Genomic DNA, 18,395 nt, shown 5'->3' on the forward strand with positions numbered 1-18,395 from the left:
TCACTCCTTTTATTACCACATGGATACATCACTATATTTTTTGGCTATTGTGTTGACTACATAGATGAGAATAAATCCGATAACAGCTTGGAATAACCCTAGTGCTGTTGTTAGGCTGAACCTTAAATCTTGAATACCTACCCGATAAATATAAGTGCTTAAGACATCACTGACGTCATAGACGGCTGGATTATACATTATAAAAATTTGTTCAAATCCTACATCAAGCAAGTAGCCAACCTTCAAGATTAACATAATGATGATGACATTTGTAATACCAGGTAGCGTGATGTGGATTAGTTTCTGCCAACGATTGGCTCCATCAACCGTTGCCGCTTCATACTGCTCCTGTTCCACACCGGCTAATGCAGCCAAATATATAATTGTCCCCCAGCCCGCTTCCTTCAAAATATTGGTGCCTACGAGGATACTCCTGAAATATTGGGATTGAGTGAGAAAAAAAATGGGGTCACCCCCAAAATATTTAATAATCTGATTAACAAAGCCTTCATTGGGACTGAGAAATTGAATAATGATTCCCCCAAAAACAACCCAAGATAAAAAATGCGGAAAGTAAATTACGGTTTGAATCGTTCGCTTGAAAAACATGTTTTTAAACTCGTTCAGCAGCAGAGCCAATATAATCGGTGCCGGAAACCCGAAAATTAAGTTGTACATATTGATGATCACTGTATTTTGCAGCACTAAATAAAATTCGGAAGAAGAAAATAAATAGTTGAAATATTTCATACCTACCCAGGGGCTATTCCAAATTCCCAGCGCGAAGTTGTATTCTTTAAAAGCTATGACCAAACCCAACATGGGCAAGTAACGATAAATGATATACCAAACAATTCCTGGCAGCATTAGTGCATATAAAAACTTGTACTTAAGAATGGTCTTTAAAAAACTGGGCATTATGCTCGTTGCTGCTTTGCTGCTGGACTTTTTTTTAACCTGAATATATGGCAATTCCATCTTCCCCCTCATTTTATAAAATTAAAATTCATTCATTGGTTTACCTCAGGAAATGGTGTGGTCTGCATTATTTAATATGTTATAGGGGCAGTTATCCAATGTAAATGAAGCTTTTTCTGTTGATGTCTATTTTTTTACATATGCGTTATCTAATTTTCAAAAAATAATTAGACATTGCTTAGACCTCACATTCCGCACCCTAACCAAGTGGTAGCGAATGGAATTTTGAGGGAAATGAGCCATAAAAACGGAGACGGCGTTGACTTAAGGAACAAAACCATCGCTACAACAAACGGATTGTATTAGCCAAGATAGATCGATTCATCCATGCCGTGCTGCCCACTGGTCGATGTGCTGGCGAAGTTCTATATACCAAAATTATCTATTTTTAGAGGCATAGGAGTGCGGAATGCGTAGCCATGATAACAATTGATTTTAGTTCACTGGAACGTATGGCGCAGTAATCAGTGACTTATTTTCGTGAACGGGAAGATGCTTTGCTTAAGTGATTTAGTAAGTATCCAATATTCCGTTTCAAACGAAAAAATAATAAGATTGAGGAAGAAACAGAGGTTATTAAAGAAAGGCCACAGAGAACAGGCTCTATGGGTAGTCAATCTACAGCAATACAACATTCAAACAGAAAAGCAACGAATCGAAGAGATCATAAGGCTGATTCGAAAAACCGATTTCTCTAGTTATAGAAACATACTGATAACGGAAGAGATGAGAATCGGGGAGGTTGCCGCTATAGCTGGTGTTATTCCATCCGCTATGGAAAAGGAGAGGCTAATACGCTCTGAGAGGAATCCGGAAAACGGATACCGGGTCTTTACACAGCGAGAATTAAAAAAAAATATTATTATCAACAGTTTAAGGAAGACAGTCTATTCTATTGAGAGAATGAAACCGTTACTTGAAGCTTAGAGTCACAAAATTAACTGCTATTGAACACTCTTTCCAGGTAACTCTGCAGAAGCTAAATGAGCAATTGGCACAAATCAATTGAAAGGCATATCAGAAATGATGAGATACATAGACAATTTTGCAAAGTAAAGCTATCTTGCCCGTTACTTCAACAAACGAAAGAGGAGCCGCTGCAAAGCAAGCTCCTCCACATGGCATAACCCCATTTTTAAGAAGTATCTATGTTGTGCAAGAGTATACTTGCACGTTCTCTGCTATATGTCTTTAACTACCCGTCTACTTCAATGAAACAGGGAGCAGCACCACTTCGCCCTTGCCAGCTAGCATCTCAACAGTAACTTTAGAATGAAATTAATATGCCTGTTTTATCATCGGGCCTCAAGTTCTTCTGCAGTTCCATCTCTTCCCGATTGCTCATAAATTGCTCAAGCCCAATATCCAGCACCAGCCTGAATATGTTATCCAGCTCGTTTTCATCTTCAAACATTCCTTCTGATACTACGAGCACATGCTTAAGTCTTTCCTTGGCTATCAATCCACTCTGAATATATTGGACCATTTCTTGAATGCCATTCGCCACCCCGTATCCTTCTGGCGTATTGGCCATCCAACGGCTGTAAGCCATGCGGTTGAAGCCTTCATCAAAATAGCTTTCATCTGGAACAAATATGCCTCTTATCCGGTCTGCCGCCCGCTTCGCCACAGCTCGGTCGGCGTTTCCTTTCACTTGGTCAGCAGTGAGAACCTTGATCTGCCCATTCTTGAGCGTCCGAGTTTGAATTTCAAGTCAATTGCTTCTCATTAACACTTTCAAAAGATCCTTGTTATTCTTGATGAGGATACTCTTCTCTTGATGATTTGTTAGTATTTTAAGTATTTCAGCCCTATTTAATTTGATGTAACAATGATATTGACTTCCGACATTTGATATTGACCATCCAATGCATCTTGACCATCTTATTAGCCTGAGCCTGTTAGTCATGCCTGTCTGCATCAGCGTTCAATAATCGATCACAAGGATACTAAAGCGCTTATGTCCTGCGGTAAAGTGACGGTAACCGTTGTTCCGATTCCCAGCTTGCTGTCCACGTGAATACTGCCTTGATGCCGTTCGACAATTTTCTTCACAATGGAGAGACCGAGACCGCTTCCGCTACTCGTCCGATTGCGGGACATATCTGCTTTAAAGAAGCGCTCGAACATCCGTCTCTGATCCTCCTCGGAAATACCTTTCCCCGTATCGGAGAAACTAACCATGATTTCAGTCTCCAGCTTCTCCAATCGTACAGTGATCGAACCACCGTTTGGTGTGAACTTGATGCTGTTATGGAGCAGATTTACCCATACCTGACTTAGCATCTCCTCATCAGCAGTAATACGGAGATGAGTCAGCTCAATATCCACGTCTAGTGCTTTAGCCAACCATTGGGGCTCAGAGGCCAGCACCAGGTTACGCAACTGGGCATCCAGTCGGTACGATTGGGGATCAAAGGGGTGATGCTCAGATTCCAATGAAGTCAGCTTCAAGAGATTGTCGCTAAGCCTAGATAACCGCTTGCTCTCAGTCTCAATGATGTGAATATAGTGCTGCCGTTCTTGATCACTCAACTGATCATGCTGCAGCGCCTGTGCGAAGCCGTTGATGGAGGTCAGCGGCGATTGGATCTCATGCGATACATTGGAGATAAATTCCTGACGCATCGCCTCCATATGCTTAAGCTCCTGCGCCATATGGTTAATACTATCGACGAATACATCGAAGTGGCCCTGATGGCGGGAGTTTTTTTCCAGACTTACATTGAAATTCCCTTGGCTGATTTGTCTCATCGCCTCCATTATTGCATGGAAGAAATGAAGCTGCTTCGGCCTGGTAAAAAATCCAATCATCCAGATAATGAAAACCGCAAAGATCGAACCTAGTGTTACATTAATGAGCTGGGCAGTTAAGCCCGACACTTCCATATCCATATAGACATATAACCAGGAGGTTACGGCAAAAGCCAGTGCACAGCAAGCAACCTGACCCAGCAGTGCGACCAAAATACCCAGCAGTCCCCGTAAAATCCTTGAAATCCGTACATTCATCAATCGCCCGCCTCCAGCCTGTAGCCCAGCCCCCGGATCGTACTGATTTTGAAAGACGGTCTACAGTCCGCGAAGCGGTCCCGCAAACGGTTAATATGTACATCTAGTGTTCGCTCATTCCCCTGAAAGTCGTAGCCCCAAATATCTTCTATCAGCTGCTCCCGCGACAAGGTTCGTCCGGGATAGCTGGCGAGCTTGAACAGCAGCTCGAACTCCTTCAACGGCAGTGTCAAGGGTTCGCGATCTACGTTGACTTCAAAGGTTCGGCGGTTCATGTACAACGGCCCGATCTGTACCTCTTGAGAGGCAGCTATCCGGTATCGCTTCAGCAGGGCCTTCACTCTCGCAACGAGCTCAGCTGGCTCGAACGGTTTGACTAAATAATCGTCTGTCCCAAGCTCAAATCCCTTTACTTTATTCACGGTCTCGCCTTTCGCGGTCAGCATTAGCAGCGGCATGTTATAATGCTCCCTCAGCTCCCTGCAAAGCTCCCACCCATCCATATTCGGCATCATAATGTCCAGAATCACCAGATCAGCCTTGGCCGTTTCCAGTTTCAGCAGAGCCTCTGCGCCATCCGCTGCCTCGATGATATCGAAACCAGCGCGCTGCAGAAATACGCGGACCAGCTCTCTAATATACGGATCGTCATCGACAACTAAGATTACAGGCATTCATTCATCCCCTTCCCAGCGAATTCCCTTCATATTATCCTGCAAAATTACTATAGCTCTACTGCTTTTAGCACTTAGACCGAAGGCAACATGCGCAACTGCTGGTTGGCAAAATCCCGATACATCGCATGTGACTCATACAGGTGCTCATGTGTCCCACTGCCCGTTACTCTGCCTTTTTCAATAAATACAATCTGGTCCGCATCCACAACAGTCGACAGCCGATGGGCAATCACAATCGTTGTCCTTCCCTCCATAACATTTTTCAGCGCCTTTTGGACAACAACCTCGGACATGCTGTCTAGACTGGATGTAGCTTCATCCAGCATCAGAATTTGTGGATTCCGCAACAATGCCCTCGCAATGGCAATTCGTTGCCGCTGTCCACCGGAGAGCTTGATGCCCCGTTCCCCGACCTCCGTCTCATACTGCTTCGGAAGCTCATCAATAAATACATCCGCATAGGCAAGCTGAGCTGCATTTTTCAATTCTTGTTCACTAATTTCCCGCTCCGTGCCATAGGTAATATTCTCACGGATTGTCCCGGCAATCAGCGGGCTCTCCTGCGAAACATAACCGATCTGACTGCGCCACGATTGCAAAGACATGTCGCCCACAGCCTCCGTTCCCATCCGTATCATCCCACTCTGTGGCTCATAAAACCGCTCGAGCAGCGAGAAAAGCGTCGTTTTTCCGCCGCCACTTGGCCCAACGATTGCTGTCACCTTGCCCGGCTCCACCGTTAGGCTCACACCACTAAGCACAGGTTCACCCGACTCATAGGCATAGGATACCTGCTCCAGGCGAATGGCCCGCTGGCTATTCTCAAGCTTACCGCCGATGTATAGCTCCTCTTCACCCACCTGCAGTGTCGCGATAATTCGCTCGGTAGCGCCCATCGCTTTTTGAAACTGGGTGAAAAAATTCGAAACCTGCGTAATCGGCATAATGATTTGAAACAAATACAGCAGGAATGCAACCAAATCACCGGATGTCAGCTCGCCTGAGGATACCCGCAGCCCTCCGTAACCAACGATCATTACGAACAGCAGCATCAGTACGAAATACATCAGCGGGGCAACGAAAGCTTGAATCTTGCCCTCCTTCAGGCCGTACTGAAACAAATGGTTAATGCCCTGCTTGCCATTATCATACTCCACACGCTCGGCATTGGACACTTTAACCAACCGGATCTCAGAAAGCACACGTCCCAGAACGGCGGTAAACTTCGCGGTCTCCTCCTGTAAGCCTTTGGAGATCTTATACATCCGGCGTCCCAGCGGCAGTAGAAACAGCATTGAGAGTGGAATGGCCAATACGATTAGCATTGTCATTCTCCAATCCAGGTACAGCAGCACACCTATCGCGCCAATGATCGAGATCGAGCCGGTAATCAGGTTGGTCAAATTCTCCGTAATCAGTCCTTTGACAATTCCCGTATCATTGATGATCCGGCTGATCATCTCACCGGTTTGGTTCTTATCGTAAAAGGAGATCGGCAAATGCAGATGCTTCTTCCACAACCGATCACGCAGCGAGGCGACGACGGTCTGCCCAGCACGATTCAATAAGTAAATCGAAACGCCTCCGGCAACCGCCTGCATAATGAAAGCCACGCCTAGCCCAACAACCTGGAGCCGATTCAGCGATTCGAGCGAGAAGCTGTCAACCAGATTTTTCGTGAACAGCGGAATACTCAAGCCGACTAATGTAGATCCCATGCTCATTGCGAGCGCAATTCCCATTATCAATAACGGTGGCTTCGTTTGCCAAATGAGCTGGACAAAGTCACGCCATCCACCTTTGTGGTTAATTTCTTTCATAGCCATCCACCTTTTCCAAATAAGATCAAATACGATTCATGCACTACAAACAAGATACCCTATTTATTTAAACCGAATGTAAACGTGGAAGGCAGCTGGAATCCCGGAGCGTATCTTCAGTGCTTAGTTAAACTCGCCTGCACCAATTCCCTGACAAACGAAAAAACCACGCTTGGCGTGGTTCACATTAAGTACAAATGTACAAATATTCCTAAAGGAATAAGAGTGATTGCCTAAATTGCCCGTTTACTCCAGCGATACACAGAGAAGCTGTCTGCGTAGCTGCGATCATCCGCCAAACCCCCATTCAGATTTTCAGATCGAGCGCGCCTTTGGCGGAGTAAGTATTTACTTATTTACATGCGTACCCTTATACAAAACTAGTATTGCTGCTGCTATAAGGATCACACCCATAAAAGCGGGTGCGGCATGACCAAGTGATATATAGATTTGACCTCCAATGATAGGCCCAATCATTCTTGCTAAAGCCTGAATAGATTGGCTACCACCTTGAATCCTTCCTTGTTCACTAGAATCGACAGACTTGGAGACCATCCCATTGAATGAAGGCCCGAAGATCGAATCACCAAAACCAAATATAAACATTCCAGCGATAAAAAGAGGATAGAATGAGAACAAAGCAGATAGCGCAATAAGACTGTAGCCTATAATCTCCGATACCATTCCAAGAATTGCTATCTGTTTATCACTAAGTTTTTTCAAAAGCTTTGGCATTATGAAACCTTGTGAAATGATGTCCTGGAAGCCCATAATTGAAAACATAAGTCCGATTAGTGCAGGATCCCAACTGAAAGTATCCATTGTAAATTGCGAAAAAACTGCCTGTAAAGATCCGTTGGGTATCCAAAGTAAGAACGCTGAGACAAGTAGCCTATTTAAGTTTTTCATGGAAAGTATGTTTGCAAGCTGTATAAATGGATTCAACCTCACGAGAGTAATCTCTTTAAGTCTATTATTCTTGTCAAGGCTCTCAGGCATAAAAAAGTATCCATAAACAACATTCAATAAAGTTATTATTGCTCCAAAATACATGGGTGCAGAATAACCAAACTTGGCAAGTAATCCCCCGAGAGTTGGGCCAATGACGGCACCTACACCTACAACCGCACTCACCCATCCAAAGTATTTGGTTCTCTGTTCTGGAGGAATGATGTCTGCAAAATATGCGAAGATAGTGCTTATGCTCCCGCCTGTTATACCTTCTATTATGCGCCCAGCAAATAGTACCCATAGAGCTCCTCCTATGCCAAAAACTAAGTACCCGATTGCGGAACCCAAAAGACATACTAAGAGCAATGGACGACGGCCATATCTGTCGCTCAAAGCCCCAAGTACGGGGGACGCAAAAAACACGCAGACTGCATAAACAGAGGTCAGCAGCGTAACGACTATAACTTGTTCTCCCGGATTGCTTGTATAAGGCTGCACTAAGAATGGGACGATAGGTGCTATGATACTGAAGCCTATTCCGCAAAGAAATACAGAGATAAGACCGAATAGTAAAGCGTGTTTATCCACGGTTTGTTCTGTGTTCTGTTCATTGTGTGATCTAAATTTGAACACTTAAATTCTCACCTCAAAAGTTATTATTTTGCTTCCTCGGAAACAAATTCATCGTATCGCAATTTTGTTTCCTTGTCAACAAAATAATAGCAATAAAAATGCAGCTCGTTCTCAATAGAGCCCGGCTGCCTGTGGTTTCATTTTCATTATTCAAATTTATTCCGCCTTAATATTTATACCCAGTTTCTTTATTTCTGCATCCAAATGGCTACTATACTTTTCCACGAAGCTAAGCATACTGTCAAATTGTTGCTCGGTTACCTGCTCAAATACGGCTTTATCCCGCTCTTGAAACTCTTTGTGCAGTTCCTCATGGACTTTGTCAATTACTTTCCCTTGCTCAGTAAGCCTAAAATAGATTTCTTTCTTGTTATCCGGCTTCTGGTAGCTTTCGATAAAGCCTTTTTTTATGAGCTTCTTAGTTAATTTACTTATGGCACCGCTAGTCATATAAAAGGACTCCGCAAGTTTTGTCACGTTGGAATCTACATTTCTTCCAATGTATTCGATGCAATGTACTTCTGAAGGCTTATAACCCTGAAGACTGTCTTCCATCTTAATCTTATTAAGCGAAGTCATCTTGTTAAATAAGTCCCTGAAACCCATTATGACCTGTTCTTCTTTGTTCATGGTCTGTCCTCCCACCCGTTGGTGCATTAACAATATGTCGCGATCTTCTTTTACTGAACGGTTCTTCCTCTTGTCATATGATGCTTGAAGCCATTCCAGCTCATTTGTTTGAGATATTTATTTCCGGCACATATATTGATAATATCAACATTTGAAATTTGTTATAATAACTAACATAATTTTTGTGGACAATGATTTGATCATGTTCACCTACCTCCGTTAATATATATTACCACATGTCGCTTGCTCTCTGCTAAAACCACATAACTCCATCTTCTTGGCATGAAATCAAGACATCTTATAAAATCGCTTATTTTGTGAGCATGTTACCCGCGGTATCTATAAAAAAACGATAAAGCGTCATACAAACAGAAAGACCCTATTCTACCCATCTCCTTTTCTTACGAAGTAATTTCTTCGACCAAGAAAAAGAAAATGGCTTATAGGGCTTTTATTACGTATACAAAAGCGGGTGTTATGTTCATAAGTGTTTTACCTATGTCTTACTCACCTCCTGTATACTAAAACTCCAATTTCCCACCGAGCATATAATAATACTCCATCAATTGAAACGTTCTGTCTCGTAAATTATTTTTAATGGCGATCTCCAGATTTACATTCCCCTGGGTGCCTATGTTCTTCTTTGGATCACCTTGAATAAATGTGTTCTGCACGAATTCTGATTCTTTTAAATGATTTTGAAGCCAACCCTTTTGAGACTCAACTAATAAAGCTTTTTGTTTTTGATCGAGCTTATCTAAGAGACTATTGTAAACAGCATTTAACTCTTTATCCCATACTTCTTTATACTTTGCCTCTAATTGAAGCCAACCCGTTGTAGAGAAATCCTTAGAATTCTGAAATTCATTAGACTCTTTGTTGTAGTCGCTATCAATTGGATTAGAACGAATTAACTCGAAGAATTCATCTGTCAATTGGTATGCGCCATAAGGAGTCACTGTATCGTTGCTTGATTGAACTTCTTTGGAACTCTTATTATTATTTGAAGTTTCCGGCTTCTCGACGACATAGGTTGGATTTTTATCTACTATAAGCGTACCGGCACTTGTGGTTGCGGTGGTGATGCTCATATCCCCCCCATCTGCACTGTTCCTACACGCAGTAAGCAATGTAATTATAATTACAATTAGCCATAATCTTTTCAACATATCTACACTCACCTCTAGAGCCAATAGTACCACAAAAGTGTTTACTCACGGAACATCTGCACCAAATCCCATATTTTAAGAGGATGTTATCCGTGGTGGAACCGTGGGGGGGTAATCGTCCTGGCCATGTTGTCGAAGGCTGCCAGCCAGTCGGTCGTGATGATGCTTCCGATGTAACCATCTGGTCGAATCAGCACCAACGTGTCGCGGGTGATGCCGTAGATGCTGGATAGCTTACCGGTGGTGTCGTTGAGGCAATTGTTGTCGACTCCAAGCCCGGTGCCGACGGGGTAGCGACGCAATTCGGCTCCGCAGGTCGGCCAGGTCAGCTCGGGGAGTGCCTTGGCAGCGTTGGCACCGAAGGCCAGCAGGGTGAAGTGTGGTCCCTGGAAGACGTCGAACAAACGTCGTGCCCCGCCAGCTCCGGTGCAGGGTGCGTCCGGTGCCCGTTCGCCCACATGGAGGGTCTTGGTGGCTGCGGTGTCAGCGTGAGCGAGTGGTCCGCCGTGGTACGAGATTCCGAGCTGTCGCTCCTCGTCTCCGCGCTTGAGGCTGGAGAGACGTTGCTGGTTGAGACCGGAGTACAACTCGCTGGACTTATTGAGGACGCGTGCGGCGATTGGCTGCCGTTCGGCCTCGTAGCTGTCGAGGAGACTGTCGGGTGCGCCGGCGATGACCTGGCCGAGTTTCCAGCCGAGGTTGTAGGCGTCCTGCACGCCGGTATTGAGGCCCTGCGCACCGGCCGGGGTGTGGACGTGGGCGGCGTCGCCCATCAGAAAGACGCCGCCTACCCGGTAGTGCTCGACGAGCCGGACGTTGGGTCGGAACACCGAGGTCCAGGTGATGTGGTGGAGGCGGAAACCGGTGAGCTTCTGAAACTGGGCGGCCATCGCAGCTTCGTCGAGGTCAAGCGTCTCGTCTGGTTTCAGCCGGATGATGACTTGGAACTGGTCGGAGTGGGGCAGCGGGCATGCTCCCACCGACTTGCCGTGCGTGCTTGGCCACATATGCCACCGGTTGCGTGACAGTCCGTCGATCGTGCCGTCGATGATGAGCATACGGTCGGAGTCGTCGGTCTCTCCGACGAACCGAATACCCGCGGCCTTGCGGACGGTGCTCGAGCCGCCGTCGGCCCCGACCAGATACTTGCTTCGTACTTTCTCCCCCGAAGAGAGCGTTGTCGTCACCCCGTCGGTATCCTGTATGAAACTTTCAACTGCGGTGTCGAACTCAATGCGCAACCCGAGGCGGTCGACCAGGCGGTGCAAGATGGCGTCGGTGCGGTGCTGTGTCAGCAGCAGGATGTTCGGATATGGCACATCGGGCGTCGGCTTTTTCCGCTGCTGCATCCGCCACGGTACGGTGATCAGCCCGAGATGGAAGCCCGCGAGCGGGTATGGGCCGCCCTCTGCGTGAGCCTCGCCCAGTACGCCGAGGTCTTCCAAGACCTCCTGCGTGCGTGGCTGGACGCCCTTGGCACGGGAGCCCTTAAAGGCGTGCGGTGCCTTGTCGACCAGTCGGATACGAAGGCCGCGCCGTAGTAGGTCAGCCGCCAGCGTGGAGCCGGTCGGGCCAGCTCCCGCGATGAGTACGTCGATGTCATGGTGTTCGGTCAAGTGGATCGACCTCCGATGGTCTTGCATATAATGACAACTTGCATAGATAGCTCCCCCTTCATGACTTTAGTTTCCAGTGAAACTATATGTTTCATAGAAACAATAATAAATCATCCCCCTTTCTTTGTCAATATTGTTTCGAGGAAACTTTAAATATGGCTTTTCCTTTGATATACTGGTATCAAGTCACCATCGGAGGATAAATTAATGATCAATCAATTAATAGAAAAAAAATTTTTGATAAAGGAACTATTGGAAACCGCGAATGAAATACATGTGAGATTACAATCGGAAGATGACGAAGAGAAACAGTGGATGATCCAGAATAGCCCTAATCCCGTTGTTGCAGAGTTGATGAAAGAAATGACTGTTTTGATGCTGCATGTGCTGGATGCGATTGGCAAGCTTGAGCCTATAAACGGTATTACTATTTCGAAGAAATTCGGCATTTCCAAAGGGAGTGTCTCCAAAATCACGAGAAAACTGGTTGATAAACAAATCATCCTAATTGAATACCTTCCGGATAACAAAAAAGAAATCCTGTTCCGTACCACATCATTAGGAAAAGAGATTTTTTGTTTGCATCAAGCCATGCATCATCAAATTGATATCGGTGCCAATCGTTTCTTGCAACGGTATAACGAAGATGAATTGCTTTTTCTCCTCAATGCCCTTCGTGAAACTTTACATACATCATGGATTCATTGGGAGACAATCAGGGAATCCATGGCACCCAGTCAGAAGGATGTGCGCACAAACGAAGAGCCAGATACTGACAAGTCCCTTCGTTCTTTAACGGTTACCGAGGAAATGAACGAAATCATGGTGATGCTCAACAAGCTGGATTCCCGCAACTTAAAGAAAGCGAAAGCAATTCTTAACGATGTTTTTTTTTCAGTCTATGAGGATTAGAGTCAATCAGGAGAAGGATGTTTTATCAAATAGTATATATATTGTCAGGACTCCTGGGAGTAAACGAAGGGGAAATAACTCTTCGTTCTGGGTTCAAACCGTTTTTATCCTTCGTTGGTGTTGGGTAAGCGGTTTTTACTTTTCGTTCCGGAGCAAGCTGTGATTTATACGGTACCATGTAGCTGTTTGATTGCACCTTCTGTTTCTAATCGTGTTTTATTATATTTATCGGTGGGTTCAGATCAGCGTCGCTGTCACCAAGTGTAAATACATAGGTTAAATTGGGATAGGCTTACAGTTGTCCATACGGAAAAAGCCGCAATTCAATTTTAGGCGACTTTTAATGTAATCATAATTTTGACTTCGGACAATTTAGCTGTCTCCAACGATTGCTCTGAACTGACATCGTGATTAAATAGCTAGCTATGCAAACTTCCTTCCAAACGAGGACGCTGACGATGGTGACCGATCGGGATCTGAATCAGACTGGTTTTTCCGCACTCATTCAATTTGTATAGCTCATCACAAATAGCAGGATTAAATCCGAGCAGTGGCCGCCCTCCCATTCCCATGGCGGATGCCGCTAACAATAAGCTTTGTACAAGCATCCCCGCTTCCATCTGCTGAATACGGTATCCCCGATACCCTAGTACCGATTTGTGGTAGTCCTGTGCACTTACCACATGTAGGCAGAGTGGTACTTGAAACAAATTGACGTTATTCATGGACATTCCCTGCTGCAACCATAGCCGATGATCTCCTGAACGAACCCGGCACAACAAATGGGCAGTGCTGTCATAGCGATAGGCACCGTCAGGAATACCTTCAACGTTATACAAACAACAGTACAATGACATACGAGATGCAGGATTTTCATTAGGTGCATTTAGGTCATTATAATAAAATAAGGAAGTCGTCGCCTGTTGTAATAAAGCCGCCACTTCCGAATGTGTCACCTTTCTCAATACGAAATCCGATTCTGGCGAATACCGATTTTGGCAAATGGAGGCCAGATCATAGGATAACTGCTTCACGCGGGGCATATATACCGACTGTAGTCTGCTTTCAACATGTTTCGCCTCCCCGAGGTGTCGAAACGAACCTATTGATTCTAGCATGGACGCTTCGTTCATCTGGGTCAGCATCGGGAACGCTTTGACTTTTTGCGACCGCACGTAGTGTTCATGTCGAGCTATCGGTAGTTCCCTGCACAAATGAACCTCGGAACTCGGTCCCTCTCCATCCATCACGTTATGAAACCAAGATATCACGGGATTCGCCGAAAGCGGAATCACTGCATACACACTCTCCTCCCGATCGGATAGCCCAAGCAGATGATTAACCGCCCGATCAAGAAATTGAAAGTACACAGCTGATTCGTAACCAAACTGTTTGGTCACTTCAAGTAATTGTCCGATCAATACACCCGTATCCAATCCTTGCAATCGATAAGCAAAGTTATTGTATTTATAAAAGTTTTTCCAAAACATAACCGAAACAAAAATAGTTCCAAAACAACCCGATATCTCACATCGGCTGCCGAGTGCCTGGTTCAGGTAAGAATCAAAATTCCCCTCACGAAGCAATACTAGCTGATGGTGCGCCACATCGTAATGGTACACTCCGACAGGAACATCCGTCGTTTTCAGATATACATAGATCTCGTTCGGATACAAACCACCACCGGAAGGAACAAAACGCCGGTACATCTGTAACGGGCCCATGGTTTGGTTCATAGAATGGGCCGATGGGTATTGGCTCAATCGGGTAAGGCCATATACATGCCAAAGTAAATGACCGATTGTTGCCAGATCGGGATTGGCGGGCGATCGATTTCTATACAGTGACAACGGGATTTCCATGGATAGAGGAATGACCGGTAATCTGCGATATAGCTTATATGTAAGCGGCGCGTCATCCCAGTCGACTTGCCAATCCGGCGGTCTGGACTCGTTAGTATCCGCATGGAGACTGCGCAGGAATGCTTCCAGACTCATCTTCCTTCCTCCTCAATCGTTTTATGGGAACGGATGCGGATGTGGATTAAGTTGGTTCAAGAGCAGCGGATGTTTTACATACCCGAGCAGCGCCGGTACCTTTAACACTCTGTCCAGCTCTATCACACGGGTGAGATGGTGACCAAACGTCATCGGAAGCATACCTGGAATCAGCACCTTCACACAGTACAATTCATTACGTTGTAATTCAGGAGTTGTCTGATCCACCACGATCACATCGAGATTCAACTGGTGGAACGCCTGAAGGACGTCCTTCAGGTCATCGGTCAGATCCGAATGCATGGGCACCCGATTGAATTCCTCCTTAAATGCCCGCAGAGGTCGATTTTCTTCCAGGAGAAATTGCAGACGCTCTTCTGCTTCCGGTAAACTGTAAAGCATCGAATGATCTTCCATACCGATTACCAAGGATGGGTCATGGTACATTTGCATATACTGCTCCCGGTTTTCTTCGAACTTTCCATCGAGTGTCAACGTCATCCCCGATAATTCATGAACCGCACTTTTCGCAGCACGAACCGGGTCTGGATGGGCTCCTGCAGCGCAAATCAGGTTGACTCCCTTTGGCTTCTTGTTTTTGGCTAATGCCCAGACGCTCGGGATTCCATTTTCCATAGTTGCGTTATACAAATATACATCAAATCCGGCCACTGTCTGCAAGCGTTGGATCATGAGTTCCAGTTCCGTATCACCTGCCGAATAAGGATCAAGCCTCGGGAGCGACAGTTGTGCGTACCAGGTCAGCAGAAAGGAATCGCGTTCCACTACTTCCATTATGCCGTAAAATATAGCCTCTTCTAAGCTGCCTCCCAACGCACAGCCGTTGGATGTTTCATAGATAAATCCTTGACCGCAGCTCGAACTGTAATAGGCTAGCTGCTGCGGAACTAAAATCGGACTTTGCCGCTCAAACGAATAGCCCCATACCCAATCGATCGGATCGTCAGGATGAAATGGCTTGAAAGGAAAATTTGGCCGCTCGTATTGCTCCTTCGCATACAAGCCTACCTTGGCAGGATGAAGCGCATGATCCGCCAGATTATGGTAACTGTCGTTGACCATCGTCCTTTTACCGCGGGGGGCCATACCACAGTATCGCTCCAATCCCTCCATAATAGCAGTCAGCTCACTTTCCGCGTAGGAATGCGTACGACCTGCTGTTACCTCATCATGGTCAAACATGGGTAGATTTACACTCACATCGGCAAAAGGCGACATGAGATCAACCATTTTTCCATTCAAGAAACCGATCTTATAATCCAGATACTCTTTAACCAAAAAGCTTGTAAGCTCCACTAAGGACCGGCTGCGGTAGCTTTTTTGGCTAATCTTAGGACTTGATTGAAGTGAGATGCGGGCCCTTGCTGGTGTATCTTCAGGCAAACGACTGCAAAATGGACATAGAGGGTCCGGCAGAAAGAAGTGGCTGGTGCTCCTCAGTGTTTTCATATCCAAGTAAAGCATCCGTTCTTCCAAGCGGGAAGAGTTGCCCTGAAGTACCCTCTTCGACTCTTTCACGATCAGGTGTGTCATCTGTAATAGTCCTGTACTTGATGACCAGGCGTCACGAGAATTCCCACCGTTCTTCAGACGCTGCTCCAGCATCCACATCTCCTTGCGGTCACGTCCAGCCAAGAGATGCCGAGTGTCAGCGCATTGTGTACACCCGGACAATTCGGGTCGAACTAGTGGTCCGATCACACCTTCACCGAATGCAACAAAACCTCGCAACCATGGAATACCTGCGTTCCGGAAAAGCTCTTCCGCTTCCTGATGAATGGAGGGATGCCATGAATCGTGCAGCACCAAGGCGAAATCGACGTCTTCCGGTATTCCTTCCTTAAAGTCGCTCAGACGCGCAATCAGCCATTGGGTGGACATCTCTCTACACACAAGATCCGCCAATCCACCTTCTCCAATAATAGCCAACCCTCTGTTCATCGAGTCTCCCCCTCTCGCAGTAGCACTCCAAACACTCCTTTGAGTTCTTCTTTCAAAAACGGTTCCACGGCCAGATCCACAACGAAGAGCTGCTTGCCGTTCTTTTTTAATACTTGTAAAGCATCCTGTAAAGCTTCGGTTTGTAAGGTTCCTTCATTTGAAGGAATCACAAAGTCAACCACCGCATCATTGCCAAATCGCACGGACGAAGCTTCCAGCTCCAGTACCTGATTCGCAGGATACACGGAGTTATTTTGCACCTTCTGCAGCGCCGCTTGTAGTCCCTTCTGCAGTGCTACGGTTATATTCAAGTCAGTACTGCCATACCAGTAATCACCTGTACCAACCCATACTGCTGGGAAGCCCAACACTTGCTCTCCCAATCCGATCACCGGTTCTCCCCTCATAGCGGTCAAAGCCTGTAAATAATACAGGCATCGTTGATCTTCCACCCTATTTAACTGTATCCGAGTGACAGCTTGCTTCTGAACCTGCTGCTGTATGGCGTGCTGCTCGGCTAAATTAGCTTTTAATCCTCGTAAAACCCCTTCCGCTGCCGTTTGGCCTGCTCCGATTCCGACAACTTCTTTCGTGTGCAGTATTATGTTGGCCAATCGTGATACATAAGCTTCAATCCCAATCAGTCCCGATTCCCGCCGCGCTTCCTCATGTGTCATTCCTGTAACGATCAGCTCCGGCAGTAGGCCTGCAGGACCTTGCGATAACGGATCAACCGACTGAACACGGCACTGCGAGAGTGGGAGCTGCCTCAAGTCCCCTTCTTCCCAAACATGGAGAATCCCGGATTGTGCCGAAGTCAATCGGTTCAAATAAGTCAACAAACCATTTTTGTCCGCGATCCCTTCACTCCCATCAAGCTGAAGCTTCAACTGAAGTTTCGATGCTTGAACCGTTCGGGCTTCCTCAAATCCATGAATTAGAGGATGCGGCATGAATGGGTGCCAGCTGCCTTCCAACGTTTCCAGGTCCAGTAGAAAAAACGAGTTTCTCAGCTCTGATTCCAAGGTAACTGTTTTAAACAGCTCGAACACAATCACATTGGCGAGCATCGCTCCCGCCGTGGATGAGAAAACATGCAGCTCCGGGTCCTTATAAACAGCTGGCTGATGGACACGACGCCATGCTGATTCCCAGCACCCCTCAGAATCCGGATGTACAATCGGACCTGCCATTCCGGTCTGATGCAGGCACATTGCTGGCAGCAAAATCTTCTTCTCCGTTTTGCAAACTGCATGGAGCAGGCGGAACTCTTCCACATCCCCCTCTTGAGATACATACAGAATCGATTGGAATGGCTGTACCAATTCCCTCCAACCGTCTGCTCCTTCCCTTCGCTTAATGATTTCCTTAAGAACCATATCAGGATCCGAACGGCGGGCCTGTTCTTCCAATTCCACGAGCCGTTCCCGGTTTGTCGGCACCGAATCGGTTATCAACATATTGATTTTAGGCAGCCCTGACTCCATTAATGCGGAAACCAATGCAACGAAGATCGGACCTGACCCGACCGCTAATACGGCAGCCTGCCGATAACACTGAAACCGGTATGCGCCGGAATCGCCAAAGCTTTCTAAAAAGGCTATTTGTCCAGTGTACTTTTGGATAATCCCGTCCATCAATTGATGCTTTAGGTCTCTACTTACATCCCGAACAAAGCCCTGTTGATATAACACATTCGCGATTTCATAAACCCGTTCACGGTGAGAGTACGACAATCCGTCTGTCAAATCTGCCAATGTATGTTCTCCACTGAACATGGGAACCAGTTTTTCAATCCACTGGTAGATCATCCCACCTTCCATGCGGAATGTGCCTACGTTATTCCGGAAGTACACACCGTCGTTCGGAACAGGGAGAAAAAATGTGTCATCCTTAATTTTCAGGCGTGCAGCAGGGGTTAGACTTGTCATTTCACTCCTCCTAATTGGTGCGCATTACCATCGTGGAACCCTCTCTTCAATATTATATGTACCTTAATTCGTCCCACATGCCTTCCCTGTAATGAATAAATGCCCCT

General features: G+C 46.1%; 14 protein-coding genes. 2 read left to right on the plus strand and 12 right to left on the minus strand.

Features of this window, described 5'->3' with window-relative positions; genetic code table 11:
• Window positions 1-12 precede the first annotated feature (12 nt).
• Window positions 13-918: an ABC transporter permease gene (locus G9U52_RS23170; protein WP_166153174.1), complete on the minus strand. Its 906-nt coding sequence runs from the start codon at window positions 916-918 to the stop codon at window positions 13-15.
• A 540-nt stretch (window positions 919-1,458) separates the two neighbouring features.
• Here G9U52_RS23170 and G9U52_RS23175 point away from each other — a divergent pair.
• Window positions 1,459-1,905: a MerR family transcriptional regulator gene (locus G9U52_RS23175; RefSeq protein WP_243767509.1), complete on the plus strand. Its 447-nt coding sequence runs from the start codon at window positions 1,459-1,461 to the stop codon at window positions 1,903-1,905.
• A 340-nt stretch (window positions 1,906-2,245) separates the two neighbouring features.
• On the opposite strand, the gene G9U52_RS23180 is transcribed toward G9U52_RS23175, so the two are convergent.
• The 8 genes from G9U52_RS23180 to G9U52_RS23215 all read right to left on the minus strand — a co-directional run bounded on the left by G9U52_RS23180 (window position 2,246) and on the right by G9U52_RS23215 (window position 11,486).
• A complete protein-coding gene (locus G9U52_RS23180; protein WP_166153014.1) occupies window positions 2,246-2,632 on the minus strand; it encodes a hypothetical protein in 387 nt (128 codons plus the stop codon).
• A gap of 284 nt (window positions 2,633-2,916) precedes the next feature.
• On the minus strand, window positions 2,917-3,990 hold the full coding sequence (locus G9U52_RS23185) for a HAMP domain-containing sensor histidine kinase (RefSeq protein WP_166153016.1): 1,074 nt from the start codon (window positions 3,988-3,990) through the stop codon (window positions 2,917-2,919).
• On the minus strand, window positions 3,990-4,664 hold the full coding sequence (locus tag G9U52_RS23190; protein WP_166153017.1) for a response regulator transcription factor: 675 nt from the start codon (window positions 4,662-4,664) through the stop codon (window positions 3,990-3,992). The genes G9U52_RS23185 and G9U52_RS23190 overlap by 1 nt, the downstream gene beginning before the upstream one ends.
• Before the next feature lie 74 nt (window positions 4,665-4,738).
• A complete protein-coding gene (locus G9U52_RS23195; protein ID WP_166153019.1) occupies window positions 4,739-6,487 on the minus strand; it encodes an ABC transporter ATP-binding protein in 1,749 nt (582 codons plus the stop codon).
• Between the two features lie 348 nt (window positions 6,488-6,835).
• Complete coding sequence (locus tag G9U52_RS23200; RefSeq protein ID WP_166153021.1) at window positions 6,836-8,071, minus strand: MFS transporter; 1,236 nt, start codon at window positions 8,069-8,071, stop codon at window positions 6,836-6,838.
• A 156-nt stretch (window positions 8,072-8,227) separates the two neighbouring features.
• Entirely contained in the window at window positions 8,228-8,701 is a 474-nt protein-coding gene (locus G9U52_RS23205) for a MarR family transcriptional regulator (protein ID WP_166153022.1), read from the minus strand.
• Between the two features lie 521 nt (window positions 8,702-9,222).
• Window positions 9,223-9,870, minus strand: a complete 648-nt coding sequence (locus G9U52_RS23210) for a lysozyme inhibitor LprI family protein (protein WP_166153024.1) — start codon at window positions 9,868-9,870, stop codon at window positions 9,223-9,225.
• 86 nt (window positions 9,871-9,956) lie between these two features.
• Window positions 9,957-11,486 carry an FAD-dependent monooxygenase gene (locus tag G9U52_RS23215; protein WP_207953156.1) on the minus strand — a complete coding sequence of 510 codons (1,530 nt, stop codon included), beginning with the start codon at window positions 11,484-11,486 and terminating at the stop codon, window positions 9,957-9,959.
• Window positions 11,487-11,693: 207 nt separating this feature from the next.
• Between G9U52_RS23215 and G9U52_RS23220 the strand changes: the two genes are divergently transcribed.
• On the plus strand, window positions 11,694-12,398 hold the full coding sequence (locus G9U52_RS23220) for a MarR family transcriptional regulator (RefSeq protein ID WP_166153027.1): 705 nt from the start codon (window positions 11,694-11,696) through the stop codon (window positions 12,396-12,398).
• A gap of 419 nt (window positions 12,399-12,817) precedes the next feature.
• Here G9U52_RS23220 and G9U52_RS23225 read toward each other — a convergent pair whose 3' ends face one another.
• From G9U52_RS23225 to G9U52_RS23235, 3 genes are read right to left on the minus strand one after another with little or no spacing between them, the layout of a single operon-like run.
• Window positions 12,818-14,395, minus strand: coding sequence for a SagB family peptide dehydrogenase (locus G9U52_RS23225; RefSeq protein WP_166153028.1), 1,578 nt, complete (start codon window positions 14,393-14,395; stop codon window positions 12,818-12,820).
• Between the two features lie 21 nt (window positions 14,396-14,416).
• On the minus strand, window positions 14,417-16,357 hold the full coding sequence (locus G9U52_RS23230) for a TOMM precursor leader peptide-binding protein (RefSeq protein WP_166153030.1): 1,941 nt from the start codon (window positions 16,355-16,357) through the stop codon (window positions 14,417-14,419).
• Entirely contained in the window at window positions 16,354-18,288 is a 1,935-nt protein-coding gene (locus tag G9U52_RS23235) for a putative thiazole-containing bacteriocin maturation protein (protein WP_166153031.1), read from the minus strand. The genes G9U52_RS23230 and G9U52_RS23235 overlap by 4 nt, the downstream gene beginning before the upstream one ends.
• Window positions 18,289-18,395 lie beyond the last annotated feature (107 nt).

It is taken from the genome of Paenibacillus agricola (assembly GCF_011440305.1).
GTDB classification, from domain to species: domain Bacteria; phylum Bacillota; class Bacilli; order Paenibacillales; family NBRC-103111; genus Paenibacillus_S; species Paenibacillus_S agricola.